16 protein-coding genes and 2 pseudogenes are annotated in these 15,330 nt (G+C 35.5%); 2 read left to right on the forward strand and 16 right to left on the reverse strand.

From position 1 onward, the window contains the following. From HMPREF3002_RS07780 to HMPREF3002_RS07850, 16 genes and pseudogenes are all read right to left on the reverse strand, one after another. A partial coding sequence (locus HMPREF3002_RS07780; protein WP_070665986.1) for a streptosactin export ABC transporter GggC occupies positions 1-1,499 on the reverse strand: 1,499 nt, incomplete at its 3' end. Positions 1,500-2,182: 683 nt separating this feature from the next. Next, entirely contained in the window at positions 2,183-2,800 is a 618-nt protein-coding gene (locus tag HMPREF3002_RS07785; RefSeq protein WP_013903434.1) for a DNA alkylation repair protein, read from the reverse strand. A gap of 133 nt (positions 2,801-2,933) precedes the next feature. Further along, positions 2,934-3,809, reverse strand: a complete 876-nt coding sequence (locus tag HMPREF3002_RS07790; RefSeq protein ID WP_070665989.1) for an aminoglycoside phosphotransferase family protein — start codon at positions 3,807-3,809, stop codon at positions 2,934-2,936. Between the two features lie 106 nt (positions 3,810-3,915). Further along, positions 3,916-4,524 (reverse strand): Type 1 glutamine amidotransferase-like domain-containing protein, encoded by a 609-nt coding sequence (locus tag HMPREF3002_RS07795; RefSeq protein ID WP_070665993.1) that lies wholly within the window; start codon positions 4,522-4,524, stop codon positions 3,916-3,918. A 57-nt stretch (positions 4,525-4,581) separates the two neighbouring features. Next, on the reverse strand, positions 4,582-5,010 hold the full coding sequence (aac(6'), locus tag HMPREF3002_RS07800) for an aminoglycoside 6'-N-acetyltransferase (RefSeq protein ID WP_070665995.1): 429 nt from the start codon (positions 5,008-5,010) through the stop codon (positions 4,582-4,584). Between the two features lie 245 nt (positions 5,011-5,255). Beyond that, positions 5,256-5,579 carry a TfoX/Sxy family protein gene (locus HMPREF3002_RS07805; RefSeq protein ID WP_070665998.1) on the reverse strand — a complete coding sequence of 108 codons (324 nt, stop codon included), beginning with the start codon at positions 5,577-5,579 and terminating at the stop codon, positions 5,256-5,258. Between the two features lie 21 nt (positions 5,580-5,600). Beyond that, positions 5,601-5,762 (reverse strand): annotated as a pseudogene (locus HMPREF3002_RS10710) (VOC family protein); the annotation flags it as partial. 93 nt (positions 5,763-5,855) lie between these two features. After that, the gene (locus tag HMPREF3002_RS07810) at positions 5,856-6,347 is read right to left on the reverse strand and encodes a nucleotidyltransferase (RefSeq protein WP_070666001.1); all 492 of its coding nucleotides are present in this window, start codon (positions 6,345-6,347) and stop codon (positions 5,856-5,858) included. An 88-nt stretch (positions 6,348-6,435) separates the two neighbouring features. Beyond that, positions 6,436-7,188: a CPBP family intramembrane glutamic endopeptidase gene (locus HMPREF3002_RS07815; protein WP_070666004.1), complete on the reverse strand. Its 753-nt coding sequence runs from the start codon at positions 7,186-7,188 to the stop codon at positions 6,436-6,438. Positions 7,189-7,482: 294 nt separating this feature from the next. Further along, positions 7,483-8,877 (reverse strand): annotated as a pseudogene (gene gtfA / locus HMPREF3002_RS07820) (sucrose phosphorylase). Between the two features lie 29 nt (positions 8,878-8,906). Further along, complete coding sequence (locus HMPREF3002_RS07825; protein ID WP_013903427.1) at positions 8,907-9,227, reverse strand: PTS sugar transporter subunit IIA; 321 nt, start codon at positions 9,225-9,227, stop codon at positions 8,907-8,909. 13 nt (positions 9,228-9,240) lie between these two features. Next, on the reverse strand, positions 9,241-10,554 hold the full coding sequence (locus tag HMPREF3002_RS07830; protein WP_041818169.1) for a PTS sugar transporter subunit IIC: 1,314 nt from the start codon (positions 10,552-10,554) through the stop codon (positions 9,241-9,243). Between the two features lie 10 nt (positions 10,555-10,564). After that, positions 10,565-10,867 carry a PTS sugar transporter subunit IIB gene (locus tag HMPREF3002_RS07835; RefSeq protein WP_001020606.1) on the reverse strand — a complete coding sequence of 101 codons (303 nt, stop codon included), beginning with the start codon at positions 10,865-10,867 and terminating at the stop codon, positions 10,565-10,567. A 12-nt stretch (positions 10,868-10,879) separates the two neighbouring features. After that, positions 10,880-12,310 carry a 6-phospho-beta-glucosidase gene (locus tag HMPREF3002_RS07840; RefSeq protein ID WP_003003486.1) on the reverse strand — a complete coding sequence of 477 codons (1,431 nt, stop codon included), beginning with the start codon at positions 12,308-12,310 and terminating at the stop codon, positions 10,880-10,882. A gap of 148 nt (positions 12,311-12,458) precedes the next feature. Beyond that, complete coding sequence (locus tag HMPREF3002_RS07845; protein ID WP_003014478.1) at positions 12,459-13,211, reverse strand: MurR/RpiR family transcriptional regulator; 753 nt, start codon at positions 13,209-13,211, stop codon at positions 12,459-12,461. 8 nt (positions 13,212-13,219) lie between these two features. Then, positions 13,220-13,942 carry a MurR/RpiR family transcriptional regulator gene (locus tag HMPREF3002_RS07850; protein WP_070666007.1) on the reverse strand — a complete coding sequence of 241 codons (723 nt, stop codon included), beginning with the start codon at positions 13,940-13,942 and terminating at the stop codon, positions 13,220-13,222. Between the two features lie 805 nt (positions 13,943-14,747). Between HMPREF3002_RS07850 and HMPREF3002_RS07860 the strand changes: the two genes are divergently transcribed. Both HMPREF3002_RS07860 and HMPREF3002_RS07865 read left to right on the forward strand, forming a co-directional pair. Beyond that, a complete protein-coding gene (locus HMPREF3002_RS07860) occupies positions 14,748-14,993 on the forward strand; it encodes a hypothetical protein (protein ID WP_001813542.1) in 246 nt (81 codons plus the stop codon). Continuing rightward, entirely contained in the window at positions 14,990-15,325 is a 336-nt protein-coding gene (locus HMPREF3002_RS07865; RefSeq protein ID WP_000806926.1) for a DinB/UmuC family translesion DNA polymerase, read from the forward strand. Before HMPREF3002_RS07860 ends, HMPREF3002_RS07865 begins: the two co-directional genes overlap by 4 nt. Positions 15,326-15,330: the final 5 nt, after the last annotated feature.

Genomic DNA, 15,330 nt, shown 5'->3' on the forward strand with positions numbered 1-15,330 from the left:
TCTTCACTATAGTGATGAATCACTTCTACGAGTGCTTGAGGGAGGGAGAAGAGAAGGTGACTGATTCTCTCTTGATTTTTAAAGTCCAAATTGGCTTTAACCTCATCAGCTAGGATAAATTGGCGATTGTGATAGAGAGCACGGGCAATTTCCAAGCGCTGCTTCTCACCACCTGACAGAGTCTGGTTGCTAAGATTTTTGTTTTGAAGAGCTTTCAAACCAGTTTGTTGCAGGATTTCATCCATCCTTACAGTATCAAGTTCTTGTCCCAAAGCAATATTTTCCTCTAGGCTCAAACCATCAAAGATATGACTAGACTGGAGAATGTAAGCTCCTGCCTGATAGAGTTCATCCGAGGTTAGTTCTTGCCCATGGTAGCGAATCCGACCATGGCTAGGTTCAATTTCACCATAGATTAGGTTCAGTAAGGTTGTTTTTCCAGAACCACTTTCTCCGATAATGGCAATCTTTTCCCCTTCCTCAATAGTAAGGTCACAAGAGGCTAGGATTTCTTGACCATCACGCTCAACACTGACTTTCTCTATCTGGATAGGAAAGACGGAACCTTCGAGAACAGAAGGCATATCCAAGTCTACTCCCAACAATTTTTGATATTTATCACAGAGAGACTTGGCTGATTTTCTAGTATTGATAAAGTAAGATAACTCCTGAAATTGATAGCCAATATTATACGATACGAGGTAAATCCCTACAAAGCTGGCTGCAGATAGGTAGTTATAATAGGTCATGAAACCACCAATGACAATAGGCGCAACAGAGCAAAATGCATCAATTCCATTGATAAAGAGACTATTTATAGTCCGCTGCTTTTCATAGGCGATTTCTTCCTTAAGAGCCTTGTGCAAATCTTTAGAGAACAGTTTGTAAAACAAGCTTTGTCCCCTATAATACCGTATGGAACGAGCACCTGCGATCATATTGGTTGCTTGAGAGACATAGGCTTGATTAGCTAAGGACTTCTCCTTCGTAATTTCATCCAAACGTTTAGAGCCAATTCCACTACAAAGAACAGGTATCGAATAAAAAATGATAAAGAGTAAGCCAAGATAAAAATTAGTCCAAAGAGCATAACAGATAGAAACTGTTGTAAATCCCAAAGAAGAAATGATAATAACAGTCGGCTCAATATAATTATCTTCTAGCTGTTTTACATCATTTTCCAAGTCTGACAAAACTTCTTCATCCGCTATCCGACGGCTATATAGAAAAGTCTGAAAGATAGCCTTCTTAATACCCGACTTGAAGTCTGTCAGCACTCGTGCATAGTAATAACGTTTCCCCGCCAAACCCAGCAAGAGAATCAGATTTCCAACAATCCCCCAAAACAAGACCTGCCATAGCAAATGCAACTGGTGAGTGGTAAAACTAGAGACAATATACTGAATCAAAGCTGGTGTAATGATAGCCTCCAGCCAAGTAATCATAATCGCCACAAAATAGAAGAATAAGTGCTTCTTGGTTACATAAGATCTAAGCATAACGTATAAACCTCCTAAAGTTATTTACCAACTTAGATTGTCGCTCTTTAACTCTTTGCTGGGATACAAACACTTTAAAAATATTTCATTCAAAGATTTTTATGCTTTACCAGCAGAACTACAGATGCAACGTGGTGCTGGAAAGCATCTTTATTATAGAACAAAAGCAACTAGTCTGGCTTTGTTATTAGATTATTGAGCGAATTTATCAATCTAAGAGAAGAGTTAAAAGCTGATTATGTCTACTCTAAAATATTATAACATAGAAAAATAAAAGGGTAAATGGAAATTGAATCCTAACAATTCCATCTATCAAACCAAGATACTAAACTTATACTCTTTCTCTAATATTTCCTATGTACACGAGAAAAGCCTTGACCTCAAGGCTTTTTACAATCCCTTTCATTACAAGGTTTTTACGCTTTTACCTACCGTTTCGTCGTACACTCCTTACTCTACGACAGCTATACCCCAGGGCACCTTCTCGCATGTGCGGACTCAAAAGGTTCAGTGAACCTTTTGAGGATTAGCTACGTTTCACTAACAAACTCACACACTCTACGTATGGTGCTAGTAAACTTCTATATTATAGAACGAAAATGACTAAGTTGTTGTTTAAAATTAAACTTTAGAATGAAACTATTTTATAGTTAGCATTTTTCAAGCTTTATAGCTGATAATTGTCACTTAATAAATTTACTTGCTAACTTGTAAACTTTTTGAATCTCTTTACTCTTAACATCCCAACTATCAAGTTCTTCTTTGATCAACTCTGGAAATTTTTTGCCAATATCCCTCAAAGCATTACCAACTGATTTTCTAACATATTCACTAGAATCTTCTTTTAATGTTGCGATTCGTTTAATAGCTTCATCTGGATTATCCTTGAAATATGGTCTACTCGTCCATATTCTCAAACCTTCTGTAACAGCTCTTCTGACATTTGGATTATTATTTTGTAGCCAGTCGTCAATAACCGGAAGAGATTTTTCATAACCTGTTTGCTTACAAAATTCATCAAATGCTTTTGCTAATACTTCTTGAACTCTCCAATTGTCATCCTTTGAAACCTCATCCCTCATAAAGATCAAAATTTCTTCATACGATGACAAATGGCCAAAGAGAAATACACTGTACATTCTAACTTGATATACATTGGATTTAAAAGCTAAAAATGCTAATTCTTTGGTATACACATTATCGTTTGATAGATAATCAGCAAGAGCTCTTTTCTCTTCTTCTTTAAATCCATTTTCTATTAAAGAGAATTCTTTTTCTAAATTTAAAATATATTCTTTCATGTAACTTGACTCCAAAACAACATTCCAAGTTTCAAGATAATTCTCGATAGGTATTAATAAAGAATTGAATTCGTTATAATATGAGCAAATAATCTTGACATTTTTTCAAATTGATATTTAAACTCTTTTATTATTAAGCCTTTTTCTCAATCAAATACCAACTAGGAATGATTTGCTTCATATCATCATACCATTCTAAAATTTCCTTAGCTTGATGTTGCATTACTGATATTTCTTCAGCTCCGTATGGTACAGCCCATGGCAGTGCACCAACTATGTTATTTAGAATATAGATAGCGAGAAGCTTCCAAAATAAATCCGGAACCTTATGATCAAAATATCCATCTATCATACCAGACGTAAAAGAGGGAGAAACTTGAGCAGACCATACAATACGATTGAACTCCTCCCAAGGATCTCCAAGATCAAATCGATCAAAGTCAATGACATAAATTTTACCATCTTTTCCAATCATGAAATTTCCGATATGATAATCCCCATGTTGGAAAACCTGAGGTCTATCTTTTAACCATTCTCGATTTGCATTTAAATAATCAATAAAAATCTGACCATTTTCGTATTGAACGGGACATTCTTTGTATTTTTTGATTTTGTCATCAATTTTTCGATTATAAAAGGGTTCCCAATTTTCACGAACTTCTGTAACAGGAAGTGAATGAATTTTTCGAAGTATATTTCCTGCTTCTACTCCGTAAGTGTATTGTTGTTCTTTCGAAACAGTTAAAATGGTTTCTCTTGCATCTTTCCCGTCTATCCATTCGTGTAAAGAATGTACTTCGTCATCGCAGAGTTCAATGCTAATTGGTTTACACATCGGAACTCCAAGATAAGCTACTTTCTTCATCATATCAAATTCAAATTTTTTAGAATCTAACTTCTCCTTATCAGAAACACGCAAGAAATATTTTTGCTGATTTTGATCTGTCACACAATATTTTTTATCATCTGACCAGCCTTTATTTATGGCTATCTTACTAATAAAATTCATCAAGCACTCTCCGATTCACTTTCCAACACTTCTTGCAATTTTCACTAGTAACCCATCCAGTTCGTCTACACTTTAGTATCCTAGATCCAGATTTAGATAATGAAAACTAGTCAATTTTCTCAATAATGTTTCCAAGTTTATCTAATACAAGACAGGAATGATCATTTAGTGGAATTATGGGAACATCAACAAGTTCTTCAGCTCTATCCTTATTAGCTTTATCATTCCAGGAATCATAATGGACACTAATTAAAAACTGACTAAAGAGTCCTAATCCATTCTTTATCTTTATCTGATGATCTGAATTATCATTTGGTGAGACATAGACTTTTTCTCCTAATAATAGGGCTCCTGCAGAAAATCCCATAACTTTTGCCCCTTTATTCAGCATACGATCGATATAATTTTTGAACTGCTGATTGACGTAAGTAGCTAAATACTTTTCCGTATTTCCACCACCGATGATGATGATATCAGCATCTATATAGCTATCAAAATCAATCTGCTCAGTGTCCAAGAGTAAGTAATCAGTGTTTAGGTTAGGAAAATGGCTTTGGAAAACTTCCGTGTACTTTTTCATATAGGGTTGCCAATTTTCTCGATAAACTGTAAAAATGATAATTCTTTCGATCTTCCTTGATAACACAATTTTATTAACAATCGTATGGTTCTTTATCGGCGGATTTCCACCCATCAAAAAAATTTGTTCGTCCAATCTTTCACACTTTCTAAAGATACATAAAGTTTAAACAAGTTTATTCACGTTTCGAAATTATAATTTTTTCTTAAAATGAATAATTCTATTTGCCTCCTGAAATCCAATATTAAGATGAAATCTTATAGAATCCGTATTCGTTAAAGTGCAGTCACTTGCAAATTCCTTACATCCTTTATTTTCCGCCCATTCCTCACATTTTGTACAGAGATTTTTAGCAATATCCTTTAAACGATATTCCTCGTCGACAATAATTCCTTCTAAGAATCCAACAGGACTATATTTACAACCTTCAACATAATCAAATCTGAGTGAACATAGTGCTAGACCTACAATTGTGTCACCTTCAACTTCAGTAAAGATTGCAGTATTTTTGCCATTCGTATATTTTTTTACTTCATCAATAGCTTCTTTATCGGTCAATTGGGGCCATAATTGTTTCATTAGTTTAGCCGTTTTTATAGAATCTTTTGTTATTCCATCCATACTGATGTTCCTCCGCAAATTACAAGCAAATGTTACGAATCATGCTGTTACTTTGTTACTCATTGATTGATACCAATACCATCCCCTTCTACTTTTCGACTGTCTCAGATTGAAAGAGCAGTGGTACGACCTCAACATGAAACGAGTGAACACTAATTATGCTAGATAGTCTTGTCTGTTCTATAAACTTTTTAACGATAGCATAAGGTTATCGTTAAATGGTATAACCTAGATAAACTGAGATTTCATAATTTCTTTTTCTTTGGTTTTGGTGCAGGTAACTCATCATACATTGAATTAAATAAGCCGGTTAAATATTCTTTGTTGTCAACATCATCTACCAATAGCATTTCCTTTGCACCTTCATACGGCAATTCGTATTCTACATTCGGCATATACGCTATTGCAGTTTTGACAGGCTTCACTAAAAATCTATCATCATAAATCCCACCCATGATTTTCCCTTGATAATAAATTATATATTCACCCATCATTGCTCTATATGATATTTCTTCCAACTCAGACAATTGTTCTAAAATGAAATCTAAATATTCTTTACTTGAAGCCATTTTTGCTATCTCACTTAATTACTAAAATTTCAATAGTCCATTTTCATCAAATTGAAAATTGGGTCCCCAAGAAACTTCCCAATAATATCCATCTAAATCCGAAAAATATGCTTGATATCTACCCCAGAAAAGTCCCTGTGGCTCTTTTACAATTTTTCCACCTGATTTTACTAATTCTATTACTAGCCAATATAGTATAAATTAAATAAGCAATAAAATGATAATAAAAATAACATAGCAGCCAGTCTTACAACTTACTACTTTTCATATGATAATTTACAAATGTCTTTCCAGCCACTCGATCTTTTTAAAATCCTTATTGTTATTGTGATCATTTCGATAGGAGTCTTGAGAAGAAGCTTTGTAAATACTTAGATACTGCTCCAGACTTGGAAGACGAAAAGTGATGCCTTCAATGTGAATAAGCTCTATATCCGATTCCGAGACTCCTGCAAAATCAGGTAAGGAATCGATACTTCCAAATTCAATACTCACTCGATCCTTTTTGAATTCATGCTCATGAATATCTATTAAGACGTAGCCTAAGTCTTTCATCACTTTCATTATCTTATCCCAGTCATAAATTCTGAGATAATCAGGTGCTTCCCAACCTCTAGGGTCACCAGGCACATGAATGTCAATGTCAGACGGCTCCCAATTTTCTTTCGTTCTAAACTCCAATCCCAAAGAACCCATCAGTGTCGGTGTAATTCCGACTCGATTTAAATGGAAACAAATGGTTTTAAATTCTTCAAATAAGAGACTCATGTATACTCTAAACCTTTCATATAAATGTTCGTTATTTATACTTTATTACCTTGAACAAAATCATCTTCATTTTCTAGAGTATATCCAGTTATTTTGGATACAAATTCTTTTCCTTACTAATTCTATTACTCGCCAATATTGTATAAATCAAATAACCAATAAAAATGATAATAAAAATAAGATTAATTTTTAACACAAAATAGAGATTTAACAAATTTGCGAACACATGAAATAATATACAGTATCCCACAGATTTCGTTTGACGGTAAAAAAGCCCTAAAACAAAACTTAAAAATAATGTATATATAAAAAATAAAATGAAAGGAAATCCTTGATGACTTTCTCCAACTATAAACCATAAAGGCAGATGCCAAATTCCCCAGATTGAACCTACAATCAAATTAGATTGCCAATAAGTATATTTTTTATCAAGTAACGGCTGTAATATTCCTCTCCATCCTAATTCTTCATGTCCACCACCAAAAAAAATTAGTTGTATAAAGAATAATGGCATCAGATAAATGGATACTCCGTTTAATTCTAAGGAAGATACAGAAAATAGTATCAAAATTGCTAACAAATGAATAATGAAATAAATACTACTATTTCCTTTCTTACTAAATAGAAAATGTTGAAATTTTATATTATTCCTTTTCAAATAAAAGCCACTTGCAATAGCTGGTCCAAGTGCACCTACTATATGTAATGTTCTTCCTATAATTGTTTCTAATCCAAAAATATGAGATTGCGTAAAGATGGCAAGAATCCCCCAAGCTATATAAGTAATTCCAAATGTAAAACAAAGATAATTTTTTAAATTCTTTTTATCAATTTCTGTCATTTTATCTTCCTTATCTTGATTAATTTATATCTAATATTTTTACTACTTCTTAGTTGTTCTCGCTTTATAACTAACCATATTCTATCACAAAAATAGGAGCAGTTTAATTGATTGTTCCTGTTTTTTATTACAAATATTCTCGAACAATTATCGTCACAACAGAATATAATTCATAGTTTACGTTTAAGTACTATTTTGTTACTAACTAGCTAACAAAAAGAGTGAGGAAATCAAACGTTTCCACCACTCTTTTGTATTCTATTATAGATAAATCGATGTTCTATCACTATCTATTTACTCTGTAATTTCAAATGATTTATCTTTTAGATTAGTTCTTAATTCTGCCACTGTATTGGCATCGGTATTGGTCCAGCTGATGTGGATAGTATTAGAGTCTTCCATGTCAACAGCAAACTCTCCATCAAATGCTGCGCTGGTATTACGGAATTTGAGCAGATTGAACAAGGACTGCACAACTGGGCGTTGAACTTCTCGCTCAATTTCTTCCAAATCATAATAGTGACGGTTGATGTTGCGGCCTTCTTTGGTTGATTCGAGCAATTCGATATCATTTTCTCCTGCCAACAAGCCAACGTAGTAAATCTGCGGACTACCTGGTGCAAAACATTGAAGCACACGTGCCAAGAGATAGGCTTGGTCATCATTTCCTAAAGCTGAATAGTAGGTACAATTTATCTTATAAATATCCAAATTGTTGTAGGCCTCTGAGCTGTAAATCTTTTTGACATTTGCTCCTTGGGCATAGAGGGCTTCTCTTGTCGCCTCTGTTTCCTCATCTGTCAGCAAGTCCTTGACATGGGCCACTCCGATACCATCGTGCGTGTCCAAGGTTGTAAATTGCTTCCGATGGCAGATTTCCATCCAGTGAACAAGACGGTTGACATTACCTGAATAAAGAGCATGAAGAACCAGCATCGGAAGGGCAAAGTCATAGACATAGTAGTCTTGCTCAGCGATTTTTTGCTGAATGGTGTAATGTTCATGAATTTCTGGAAGAATTTCCACTCTTTTTGGTGCCAATAGCTGACGCGGAAAATGAAGCGTTTCCCAAATATCTGGCTCAACAAAGAAACAGTTGGTGCCGATTTTCTTATTGGCGTAGGCAAAGGCGTCCAAGCGAATAATGGAAGCTCCGTGGTCCGCTAGCTGTTCCAGATTTTCCTGAATAAAGCGACGAGTTGTTTCTGTTGTCACATCGAGGTCGATCTGTTGCTCATCAAAGGTACACCAAACTTTTTCCTCACTACCATCAGCAAACTTGGCAATGCGATAGGGAGCACGTGGCTTCCGTTTGTAAATCAGGTCTACATCTTCCTGAGTCGACTCACCGTTTGGCCAAAAGTTTTTGTAGCGGATAAACAAATCCGCATAGGCAGACTCATCTTTCTTTTCTAGGAAATCAAGGAAATAAGGCGACTTGGCTGAGATATGGTTAATCATGAAATCAAACATGAGGTAGTAGTCTTGACTGAGTGCCTCAATATCGCTCCAATCTCCAAAAGCCTCATCAACCTTGCTATAGTCCATGGGTGCAAACCCGCGGTCGCCTGACGATGGAAAGAAGGGAAGAATGTGGACACCACCGACCACATCTTTCAAAGGGCCTTCTAAGACCTACTTCAAGTCTTTCAGATTTTTTCCAAGACTGTCTGAATAGGTAATTAACATTGCTTAATTTTTTACTTTCATAACTTGCTCTATTTACCTTCCTCAAAGCGTTTATAGACTGCTATAAATTCCTCAGCAATCGTTCGAAAACCTTCTGCACTCATTAACTGATCCTCAGCGTGCATCAGAAGTAGACCTGTTTGGCTTAATTCCCCATTCATTTCTTTTGTCAAAAGTGAGTGGTGAGCATTGTGTCCCTGTACATATGCTTCTTCGCCTTGTTTAATTCTATCTTTAGCCTGCTCGAATTCACCCTGCCTAGCCAATTGAATAGCATCGATGTACATAGATTTTGCTGTTCCTACATAGGTGATAATTTGAAAACACACTTCGAGTACTTTTTCGTCCATTTTAATACCTCTCTTACCAATCTTCGTCTTCTAAATCGCTTGTTTCTTGTATTTCAGCTTGTAAATCTTGTTTATCCATCTGTTTAATAAACGGATAATAAACAAAGAAAGACATAACCAAAATAAGTGTTTGCAACAAGGCTGTTTTCCAACCACCGATGATAAATCCTGAAATAATTGGAGGACAAGTCCACGGAACTTGAACGGCACCATACATAGGTGTCAGTCCAAAATAAATCGCTGAATACTGGATGATACAAGATAAAATAGGCGTTAATATAAAGGGAATTGCTAAAACTGGATTCATTACAATCGGCAAACCAAAGAGCACCGGCTCATTGATATTAAAGATGGCTGGAACCATTTCAAGACGTCCAAGAATTTTTAGTTGTTTTGATTTTGCAAATGCAACCATGTAAACTACCAAACCAATCGTAATCCCGGCACCTGTAACATTGATAAATTGATCAAAAAATTGAATCGTCACAATATGACCACCATTGGCTAGATTTAATTCAAGGCCCTTATCTAAAATGGCTTGGTTTTCCAAAGCATTCGCCTGTAGCAAGCCACTCATGATGCCACCAACTACAGTTGAGCCGTGCACCCCAAACATCCATAAGAATGGTACAAGGAAACACATAAGCACCGCACCAAACAATGAGTCAGTCAAGCCTTGCATTGGTGTTTGAATAAGATTATAAATCACTTCAATCGTTGTGACCTTAAACAATTGTTCAACAAGTCCGACAAAGATCGTTGCCGCTGTGATGATAACAGTAGCAGGAATCAAGGCTGAAAATGCGTTGGCTACACCAGTTGGTACGCCATCTGGCATTTTGATTTTGATATTTTTCTTCAAAAACCAAGAATAGCTTGCTCCTACAATCAAACCAACGATAATGGCACCAATCATCCCTTTCCCGGAAGTCCAATCCTTCAGAATAATGTTACCAACTACATCCCCATTTTTAGAAATCAAACTGGAAGGCTGGATTAGCAAGAAAACTGCTAGGGCAATGACACCTGCCCCAAGTGGCTCCTGTTTTTCTAGCTTAGCATAGGTATACGCAATCCCAATGACTGTTACAATCGCACTGATATTAAAGGTTGCACCAATTGCTTGATTGAGAACAGGGGTAATACCACTAGTTTCTAACATCGTTGCTAGAGCTGGAACTGGAAGATTGGCCAAGATAAGAAAGATGGAGCCAACAATCAACAATGGCATAGAGAAAACAATACCATCTTTTATCGCTGTTACACCTTTGGTATTGACAAAGGCCATCATCCTATCAACAAACTTTTTAATCAGTTTATCCTTCATCATCTTCTCCTTATTTTTTCATCATGTAAGCTTGTTTAAGAACTGCCATACCGTTTGCAGTGCCATAATCAGCCATTGCAATCACTTCTACAGGAACATTGTGAGAAGCACAAATTTCTTTTGCTTTTTCAAGTTGGAAACCAACCTGTGGGCCTAATAGAGCCACATCAATATCTCCAACTCTTTGTTCCAATTCACTGATGGAATAAGCTGCAATTGTTGCATCTTTCCCTTTTTTCTGAGCCGCTTCTTTCATACGCTCAACCAAAATACTTGTTGACATACCTGCTGCACAAAACAATCCAATATTCATTTTAATTACTCCTTATAATTCGTTTCCATTTGATGTAATCACTTTTTGATACCATGTAAAGGAATCTTTCTTCATTCGTTGCAAAGTTCCTTCGCCATTATTATTCTTATCGACATAGATAAAGCCATAACGCTTCTCCATTTCACCTGTACCAGCACTAACAATATCGATACAGCCCCAAGGGGTATAACCAATGACATTTACGCCATCTTCTTCAATCGCTAACATCATTTGTTCAATGTGTTGTTTGAGGTAATCAATGCGGTAAGAATCATGTATTCCATCAGGCTCTACCTTATCATAAGCACCGAATCCATTTTCAACTATAAAAAGCGGACAGTGATAGCGATCGTATAAAAGATTTAAGCTATAGCGTAATCCCTCAGGGTCAATCTGCCAACCCCAATCGCTTGATTCAATATAGGGATTTTTCTTAGTATAAACATCTTTGAAAAGTTCTTCTGTTTCCTCAGATGCTGTAGCAGTCACTGTATCACTCATATAGTAACTCAAGCCAATATAATCTACACAACCTTCTTTTAGAGTTTCTAGATCTTCTGGTAAAATATCCAGTTTGATATTATTTTTTCGACAAAAGGCCTCGATATAGTAAGGACGCTCTCCAAAAACATGAAGATCTCCATAGTGAAATAAACGATGCTCCATTGCCTTCTGGCTAGCAAGTATATCTTTTGTATCACATGTATTCGGGTAAAATGGTACCATTGCCAGCATACAACCAATTTTGAAATTTTTATTGATTTTCCGACCTAATTGTACAACTTTTGCAGAAGCCACTGACTGATAATGGATAACCTGCTGTAGTACCTCAACTGGATTTTCATCTTCTTGATAAATGACACCAGAATTAGTCCATGAGCACCAAGGAACATTAATTGCACCTTGATTATTGATCTCGTTAAAGGTCATCCAATACTTAACTTTGTCCTTATATCGTTCCATGACGACTTCCGCAAAACGAACAAAGAAATCAATCAACTTGCGATTACGCCAAGCACCATACTTAGTAACTAGATGATAGGGCATTTCAAAGTGACTGAGTGTGATGACCGGTTCAATTTGATGAGCTAGCAGCTGATCAAATAAATCATCATAAAATTTCAACCCTTCTTCGTTAGGTTCTTCTTCATCTCCATTTGGGAAGATACGAGTCCAGGCAATCGAAGTTCGAAAACACTTAAATCCCATCTCAGCGAATAATTGTATATCGTCCTTATAGGTTCTGTAAAAATCTATTGCATCATGATTCGGATAATATTCGTCAGGTAAGACGCCATCAGTAATCTGTCGAGAGTGGCTAGCACTTCCAACCGTCATCACATCGGCTATCGAAATGCCTTTTCCACCTTTATCATACCCTCCTTCAATTTGGTGAGCAGCAACTGCCCCACCCCATAAAAAGCCTTCTGGTATTTTTGCCATTTTACCTATCCTTTCTGTATTTTGTACTAGCGCTATGAACAAGTCTATTTTATAACATACTGTACCTGCTGACAATAGATATTGAGATAGAAAATATATGTACAGTCGAACAATATTTGTTACATAAAAAAAACAAGAGTTTTCACTCCTATTTTTTTAAATAAACTTGGTAACGTAAGGATTCTAAAAAATAGACAACTGGAATCTGAGTGGTCAAATTAGTGGAACGTAGCGAGGAATCTGCGTAGGCAACTGGCATAAAGTAGGATAAATTTATATCCGATAGCTGTGATAAAGTGGAAATATCTGTATTTGTCAGACTAACAATCTTAGCATTTCTTTCTTTGAATCCCTGTACCAGAGTTAGAACTTCTTCTGTCTCACCGCTGACACTTAGAGCAATAACCAAAACATCCTCCAAATTAGAATGATGCAATTTCAGAGAATAAAATGGGTTAGTAATAGCAAAGCTAAGAATACCGATTCCAGAAAAAAGATATGAGCCATATTCTGCCAAACTTAGACTAGTACCCACCCCTAAAAAGATAACTTGTTTGGCTTGAACGATCAAGTCTGCTATCTCTGATAGTTGTTTTTTTAAAGCTTCATCTTGGACACTAGTCTGTAAAAATTGTATTGCTGGAATATCAATAGGAAAGTAGTGACGATGTTTATTTTCCTTATCTTCCGACCTTGACAAGGCATATTTTAAATCATTGTAGCTATCAAATCCCATCTTTTTCGCAAAACGAATGATGGTTGTTGTCGATAGATTTATAGATGTCGATAGCTCTCTGATAGTCATCGTAGCAACTTTATCTCTATGTTGCAATATAAAATTATACACGCTTAATTCACTATTATTTAGCCCTTTTGCTTTATGATAATCAAATAAATTCATAGACACCCTTATGCTTTTGTAGTATATAGTTGTTTCATTAACATTTCAATAATGAGAATAACAGGTACCTGCGTCGTAATATTAAACCCATTTAAAAATAATTGAGGAACATGATAGGTTATGGAGCAATCAGATAGCCTTGACAATGTTGATTCCAATGTATTTGTGATGGCAATAACTGGACAACCTTTTTCCTTTAATTTTTGTACAATTTTCAATGTTTGAGAAGTCTCACCAGATTCGGATAAGGCAATGACACAAGTTTTTTCCATACTGTTTTGTAGCACTGGTTGCCAAGGATCTTCAATACACATACTAAATTTGCCAATATTTGAAAAATAGCGCGCTCCATATCGACCTAAAGTTCCAGAGGAACCAATTCCGACAAAAACAATCTGTTCAACGTTCTTTAAGATTGCCACAGCCTCCATAATCAGCTGCAAAAAAGTATCTTGCTCAGTATAATCAATGAATAGCTTCAAAGAATTATTGTCTTGATTGTTTAAAATAATTTGCTCATTTTTTAAATATTCTTTATAAGCAATCTTAAAATGGCTATATCCATCAAATCCTAGATGCTTGCAAAATCGTTGTACGGTTCCAACTGATACATGTGCAAGTTGGGCCAATTCCTTGATTGTCATAGAGGATATATTTTCATTTTCTAAAATAGTTGTATAAATAGCATTTTCTATGTCGTTAAAACTTGCTACAACCTCATAACTAAACATATAATCCCTTTTTCTATCTCTATTGATTTGCTTACAATATAACAAAAAACTAATAACCAAAGTGTTCTACACTAAAATAATGGAGAGCATAATGGCTATAAAACCAAGTCAGCATTAAAATCTATTAGAAAACCAGACGAATCAGATTTGTCTAACGAGACATGGTTAAGAGAAAATACTTTAAAACAGTATTGCCTTATGTCCTAGATTATATCATATTTTTGAGCATACTTTGAGTATTGTTAGTTTATTGACTTAAAAGAAACATAACAAGAGCTTATCTCTATTAAATTGTCTCAATTTCAATCGCCCATTCTGGAGATATGTAAGGTGGGGACGTTTCTATTCCCACAAACTCCTTGTCAATGGAAACAAACACGTACCCACAGGGTAAATGGAAATAGAAACTGATAATTTCTAGCTATCACTTCTATTCATTCCAAAAATTTTCTCACTCTGATACTTCCCCACGCCAATACAAAAAGCCTTGCAATCAAGGCTTTTCATGATCCCTTTCATTCAAAGGTTTCTAGGTTTTTACGAGCAGAGCAACACACTCCACATGTGCTGAGAGCTTTCTTCTATACTAATAGACGAAAGGGTGTGAAAATGATTTTTAAATGATACTGTGGAACGGAACAGTAGCCCTAGTATTGACTACTGTCGTTTCTATTCATATTGGCTATTCTAGGACTGAGATGAAAAAATCTATAAATGCTCAGAATAAAATTGAACCCGCAAATCTCCCCAAAACAATGGTGAGTCATGTACTTGTATTATTCCGAAAAAATACACCTCTGGTGCAGTGAGACAAATTGGTGTATCTTATAGTGGCTTCGTAGATGAAAGCTATACTCTACTATCACTCTTTGATGATGTAGAACAAATTGAAAAAGATAATAGACTTCAGACAGCTATTGATGTTGTCAGAGAACAGTTTGGTTTTTTAGCCATACAAAAAGGAACCGTCCTAACTGAAGGTTCCAGAAATATTGAACGCAGTAAACTTATCGGTGGTCATTCCGCGGGTGGATTGGAGGGATTAAAATGAAACAAGAAAAAAATACAGTACAATTTTCAGAAATCCGTAGCAAAGGATGTAATGATATTGAAATGCTTGAAAGATTTTTACATGGAATCGTTGAAACAGCAACTTCAAAACTTCGTCAGAGAAAACTCAAAACAACTGAAATATCGATACGACTAGTACATGCTAAATCTGAAAACCGATTACCATTGGAATTTACATTTAGCATTAAGCCAACAAGCTCATCTGTGATAATCTATACTGAGGTAATCAATCGCTTTAAAGAATGTTACACAGGTGGGGGAATTCAAGGTTTTACGATTCAATTTGATAAAAATACCCTTGCCTCTGCATAGAAAGG

Source organism: Streptococcus sp. HMSC065E03 (genome assembly GCF_001815045.1).
GTDB classification, from domain to species: domain Bacteria; phylum Bacillota; class Bacilli; order Lactobacillales; family Streptococcaceae; genus Streptococcus; species Streptococcus parasanguinis_AD.